The 5655-nt window shown below is 72.0% G+C and carries 4 protein-coding genes; 2 read left to right on the top strand and 2 right to left on the bottom strand.

Translation table 11 applies throughout. The annotated features are described in order from the left end of the window. Positions 1-55: 55 nt before the first annotated feature. Both ACFV61_RS16045 and ACFV61_RS16040 read right to left on the bottom strand, forming a co-directional pair. Positions 56-727 carry a TrkA family potassium uptake protein gene (locus ACFV61_RS16045; protein WP_063347598.1) on the bottom strand — a complete coding sequence of 224 codons (672 nt, stop codon included), beginning with the start codon at positions 725-727 and terminating at the stop codon, positions 56-58. Continuing rightward, entirely contained in the window at positions 727-1395 is a 669-nt protein-coding gene (locus tag ACFV61_RS16040) for a TrkA family potassium uptake protein (RefSeq protein ID WP_063347597.1), read from the bottom strand. The genes ACFV61_RS16045 and ACFV61_RS16040 overlap by 1 nt, the downstream gene beginning before the upstream one ends. Positions 1396-1624: 229 nt before the next feature. Here ACFV61_RS16040 and ACFV61_RS16035 point away from each other — a divergent pair, with 229 nt between their 5' ends. Then, positions 1625-3694, top strand: coding sequence for an APC family permease (locus ACFV61_RS16035; protein WP_107452862.1), 2070 nt, complete (start codon positions 1625-1627; stop codon positions 3692-3694). A gap of 419 nt (positions 3695-4113) precedes the next feature. Continuing rightward, positions 4114-5460, top strand: a complete 1347-nt coding sequence (locus ACFV61_RS16030; RefSeq protein WP_063351104.1) for a class I SAM-dependent RNA methyltransferase — start codon at positions 4114-4116, stop codon at positions 5458-5460. Positions 5461-5655 lie beyond the last annotated feature (195 nt).

Here is a 5655-nt window from a genome sequence, read left to right as displayed (position 1 = left end):
CCCGCACCCCTGGTGGGTGCGGGCCCTCGCCCGTGTCCGGTCCGCGCCTTCGGCCCTACTGGGCGCCGGAGGACGCCGACAGCAGGTCCTCCAGCTCCTCCTCGCGCTCCTGCGCGGCCACGAAGAGCAGCTCGTCGCCGCCCTCCAGGGTGTCGTCCTTGCCCGGCACCAGCACCCGGCCCTCACGGATGATCGTCACCAGCGCGGTGTCCTGCGGCCAGGCCACGTCGCCCACCCGGGTGCCGACCAGCTCGGTGTCGGCGGCCAGGGTCAGCTCGACCAGGTTGGCGTTGCCCTGGCTGAAGCGCATCAGCCGGACCAGGTCGCCGACGCTGACCGCCTCCTCGACCAGGGCGGACATCAGACGCGGGGTGGACACGGCCACGTCCACGCCCCAGGACTCGTTGAAGAGCCACTCGTTCTTCGGGTTGTTCACCCGGGCGACCACCCGCGGCACCGCGTACTCGGTCTTGGCGAGCAGCGAGACGACCAGGTTCACCTTGTCGTCGCCGGTCGCGGCGATCACCACGTGGCAGCGCTGCAGCGCCGCCTCGTCCAGCGAGGTGATCTCGCAGGCGTCGGCCAGCAGCCACTCCGCCATGGGCACCCGCTCCACCGAGATGGAGTTGGGGTTCTTGTCTATCAGCAGGACCTCGTGCCCGTTCTCCAGCAGCTCGCCCGCGATCGAGCGACCCACGGCACCGGCCCCGGCAATGGCGACCCGCATCAGTGACCCTCCTCCTTCGGCCCCTGCGCGAACGCGGCCTCGACCGCCGTCAGGTCGCCCCGGCGCAGCATCACGTGCACCAGGTCGCCTTCCTGCACCACCATCTGGGGCGAGGGCAGCACGCCCTCGCCGAGCCGGGTGACGAACGCCACCCGGGCGCCGGAGGACTCCTCCAGCACGCCGATGCGGTGGCCGACCCAGCCCGGGGCGTAGGCGACCTCGGCCAGCTGGACGCCGCCGCTCGGGTCCTGCCACAGCGGCTCGGCGCCGCTCGGCAGCAGCCGGCGCAGCATCTGGTCGGCGGTCCACCGGACCGTCGCCACGGTCGGGATGCCCAGGCGCTGGTAGACCTCGGCGCGGCGGGGGTCGTAGATCCGGGCCGCGACGTTCTCCACGCCGAAGTTCTCCCGGGCCACCCGCGCGGCGATGATGTTGGAGTTGTCGCCGCTGGAGACCGCGGCGAACGCGCCGGCCTCCTCGATGCCCGCCTCGCGCAGGGTGTCCTGGTCGAAGCCGACGCCGGTCACCCGGCGCCCGTTGAACCCGGCGCCCAGCCGACGGAACGCGGTCGGGTCCTGGTCGACCACGGCCACCGAGTGGCCCTGTTTCTCCAGGGCTCTGGCGAGGGCCGAGCCCACGCGGCCGCAGCCCATGATGACGATGTGCACCGGCGCTACCTCACCCGTCCCGTAGGGTTCTTGACCTGCGCAAACACCGTTCATCTCCCTTTCCCGCCCGGCTTCCCTGGGCGAGCGTTCTCGTGGGGCGCCGACTCACAACCTGAGTGTTGCCCGCCGACTCGTATCCGACACGCTAGCCGGTCCATAGAACGCAGTCGCGACGAAGGGGGGGACAAACGGCGGAGCCCGGCCCGGGAAGCCCCTACGATTCCTTAACGTGCCTATGCCGACTGACCTACCGAAACGCATCCTGATCGGGCGCGCCCTGCGCAGCGACAAATTGGGCGAAACACTTCTGCCCAAGCGGATCGCGCTGCCCGTCTTCGCCTCGGACGCGCTCTCCTCGGTCGCGTACGCCCCCGAGGAAATCCTGCTGACGCTCTCCGTGGCGGGTGCCTCGGCGATCCACTTCTCCTGGCAGATCGGCGTCGTCGTCGCGATCGTGATGCTCGCGGTGGTCGCCTCCTACCGGCAGAACGTGCACGCCTACCCGAGCGGCGGCGGCGACTACGAGGTCGCGACCGTCAACCACGGGCCCAAGTCGGGACTCGTCGTCGCCAGCGCCCTGATGGTCGACTACGTGCTCACGGTGGCCGTCTCGACGACCTCGGGCGTCGCCAACGTCGTCTCCGCCGTCCCCGCGCTGCGCGGCCATGAACTGACCCTGTCGGTCATCGTCGTGGTGGTGCTGATGGGCATGAACCTGCGCGGCGTCCGCGAATCCGGCACCGCCTTCGCCGTCCCGACGTACGCGTTCATGATCGGCGTCATCGGTATGGTCGGCTACGGCTTCGTCCGGCACTTCCTGCTCGGCCAGGACATGCCCGCCGAGAGCTCCGGATTCCACCTCGCCGCCATCCCCGGCAACGAATCGCTGGCCGGGTTCGCCATGGTGTTCCTGCTGCTCAAGTCGTTCTCCTCCGGCTGTGCCGCGCTCACCGGCGTGGAGGCCATCTCCAACGGCGTGCCGGCCTTCCGCAAGCCCAAGAGCAAGAACGCCGCCACCACCCTGCTGATGATGGCCAGCATCGCCGTGGTGATGTTCATGGGCATCATCTGGCTGGCCCGCCTCACCGGCGTGCAGATGGCCGAGAACCCGGCCGAGCAGCTCGTCGGCTCCTCGCCCGGCTACCACCAGAAGACCGCGCTCGCCCAGATCAGCGAAGCCGTCTTCAACAACTTCACGCCCGGCTTCTACTTCGTCGCCGCCGTCACCGGCCTGATCCTGGTGCTCGCCGCGAACACCGCCTTCAACGGCTTCCCGGTGCTCGGCTCGATCCTCGCCCAGGACCGCTACCTGCCGCGCCAGCTGCACACCCGCGGCGACCGGCTGGCCTTCTCCAACGGCATCATCCTGCTGGCGATCGCCGCGATCCTGTTCGTCATCGCCTTCGACGCGGACCCCAACCGGCTGATCCAGCTCTACATCGTCGGCGTCTTCGTCTCCTTCAACATGAGCCAGTCCGGCATGATCCGGCACTGGACCCGGCTGCTGCGCACCGAGACCGACCCGGCCAAGCGCCGCCACATGCAGCGCAGCCGGGCGATCAACACCTTCGGCCTGGTGATGACCATGGCCGTGCTGATCGTCGTCCTGGTCACCAAGATCAGCCACGCCTGGATCGCGATCGCCGCGATGGTCGTGCTCTTCGTGATGATGAAGGGCATCCGCCGCCACTACGACCGGGTCTCCGAGGAGCTCACCGCCGCCGAGGAGCCGGACGACGTGGTGCTGCCCACCCGGGTGCACGCCATCGTGCTGGTCTCCAAGCTGCACAAGCCCGCGCTGCGCGCCCTCGCCTACGCCAGGCTCGCCCGCGCCCACACCCTGGAGGCCGTCACCGTCAACGTCGACCCGGCCGACACGGCGGCGCTGCGCCGGGAATGGGACGAGCGCGGCATCGAGGTGCCGCTCAAGGTGCTGGACTCGCCGTTCCGCGAGATCACCGGGCCCGTCCTCGACTACGTGAAGAACCTGCGCCGCAGCAGCCCGCGTGAGGTGGTGTCGGTCTACATCCCCGAGTACGTGGTCGGCCACTGGTACGAGCACCTGCTGCACAACCAGAGCGCGCTGCGGCTCAAGGGACGACTGCTGTTCAAGCCCGGGGTGATGGTCACCTCGGTGCCGTGGCAGCTGGAGTCCTCCGAGCGGCGCAAGCCGCAGAAGGCCTGGTCGGCGCCGGGTGCCGTCCGGCGTGGCGAGCCTCGGGCGCCGAAGGCCGTAAAGTCGAAGGTCCCCGTTATGCCAGACGCCACCGCTGACAGCAGCAAGGACTCCGCCCAGTGACCCGCAACACCCCGTCCCGCTCCTCCGGATCCTCGGGCAAGGGCGCCCGCAAGGGCGCCGCCACCCCTGGCAAGGTCGCCCGGCCGCGCTGGGGCAAGCCCGTGCGCCCGGCCGCCACCGACCGCGACGGCTTCACCGCGCAGACCGCGCCGCTCGCGCCGGGCGAGCCTGCTCCCGCGCGTCCGGCGGAAGCCGACACGGGGAAGCCGAAGGCCGACCGTACGCAGAAGACCGACCGTGCGCCGAAGACCGAGCGCACGCAGAAGGGCGAGCGCACGCAGAAGGGCGAGCGCACGCAGAAGGGCGAGCGCTCCAAGGACGGTGCGCCGAAGGGCGACCGCGCGCAGGGATCCCGCGCGCAGGCGTCCCGCACGCCGGGGGAGCGGCCGCGCAAGCAGGCGGTGCGGCCGCCGAAGGCGCTGCGCACCGCGCCGCGGGCCGCGCGGCCCGAGACGCCGACCGGCGATCCGCTGGCCGGCCAGCGCTACGAGGTCGAGGTCGGCCCGGTCGCGCACGGCGGCGGGCACTGCGTGGCCCGGCACGAGGGCCGGGTGCTGTTCGTCCGGCACGCGCTGCCTGGCGAGAAGGTGGTCGCACTGGTCACCGAGGGCACCTCCACCTCCCGGTTCCTGCGGGCCGACGCGGTCGAGATCCTGGAGCCCGCCAAGGAGCGGATCGCGCCGCCGTGCCCGTTCTCCGGGCCCGGCAAGTGCGGCGGCTGCGACTGGCAGCACGTCACCCCGGGCGGGCAGCGCAAGCTCAAGGGGCAGGTGCTGACCGAGCAGCTGGCCAAGCTGGCCGGGCTCACCCCGGCCGAGGCGGGCTGGGACGGCAGCGTCGAGCCGGTCGGCGGCAAGCTGCCGGCCGGGCAGGTGCCGACCTGGCGCACCCGCGTGCAGTACGCCGTGGACCAGGAGACCGGGAAGGTCGGCCTGCGCAAGCACCGCTCGCACGACGTGCAGCCGGTGGACCGCTGCCTGATCGCCGCCGAGGGCGTCACCGAACTCGGCATCGAGGCCCGCGACTGGCCGGGCATCGCCTCGGTCGAGGTGATCGCCGCGAGCGGCTCCTCGGACCGCCAGGTGGTGCTCACCCCGCGTCCCGGCGCCCAGCTGCCGCTGGTCGAGCTGGACAAGCCGGTGTCGATCGCCCGGGTGGACGACCAGGGCGACATCCACCGCGTGCACGGCCGCAGCTTCGTGCGCGAGCGGGCGACCGGGCGGACCTGGCGGGTCAGCAACGGCGGCTTCTGGCAGATCCACCCCGAGGCGCCGGACACCCTGGTCGACGCCGTCCTGGACGGCCTGGACCCGCAGTGGGGCGAGAACGCGCTCGACCTGTACTGCGGCGTCGGCCTGTTCGCGGGCGCGCTGGCCGACCGGGTCGGCGAGGAGGGCGCGGTGCTCGGCATCGAGTCCTCCAAGCAGGCCGTGGCCGACGCCCGGCACAACCTGGCCGCGCTGGACAACGTGCGGATCGAGTGCGACCGCGTCGAGACGCTGCTGCCGCGCACCGGCATCACCGCCACCGACCTGATCGTCCTGGACCCGCCGCGCTCGGGCGCCGGGCGCGAGACCGTCGCGCACCTGGTCGGCCTGGAGGCGCGCCGGATCGCGTACGTCGCCTGCGACCCGGCGGCGCTCGCCCGGGACCTGGCGTTCTTCCGCGAGGGCGGCTACCGGCCGGTCTCGCTGCGGGCCTTCGACCTGTTCCCGATGACGCACCACTTCGAGTGCGTGACGATCCTGGAGCCGATCGGGAAGTGACCCGGCGGCCCTCCGGGGTGCTGACTGACGGGCTCTGACCGCGTTCGAGGCGGTTCGGGGCGGTCAGAGGCAGTCCGGGGGAGTCCGGGGGAGTTCGTCGGAGGAGACGGCAGAGGAGGGGGGGGGCGCGGGCGCGGGGGGGGGCCGGGACCCGGCTGGGGGGGGGGCGGGGCGCGGGGGGTGTGTGGTGGGCCC

This window comes from Kitasatospora sp. NPDC059817, assembly GCF_042731835.1.
GTDB lineage: Bacteria > Actinomycetota > Actinomycetes > Streptomycetales > Streptomycetaceae > Kitasatospora.
The sequence above is the reverse complement of the archived record's forward strand: the minus strand, read 5'-3'. Positions and strand labels throughout refer to the sequence as shown.

Coding starts and splice junctions, on each gene's coding strand:
- ACFV61_RS16045 (WP_063347598.1), bottom strand. CDS start 727: ATGCGGGTCGCCATTGCCGGGGCCGGTGCCGTGGGTCGCTCGATCGCG.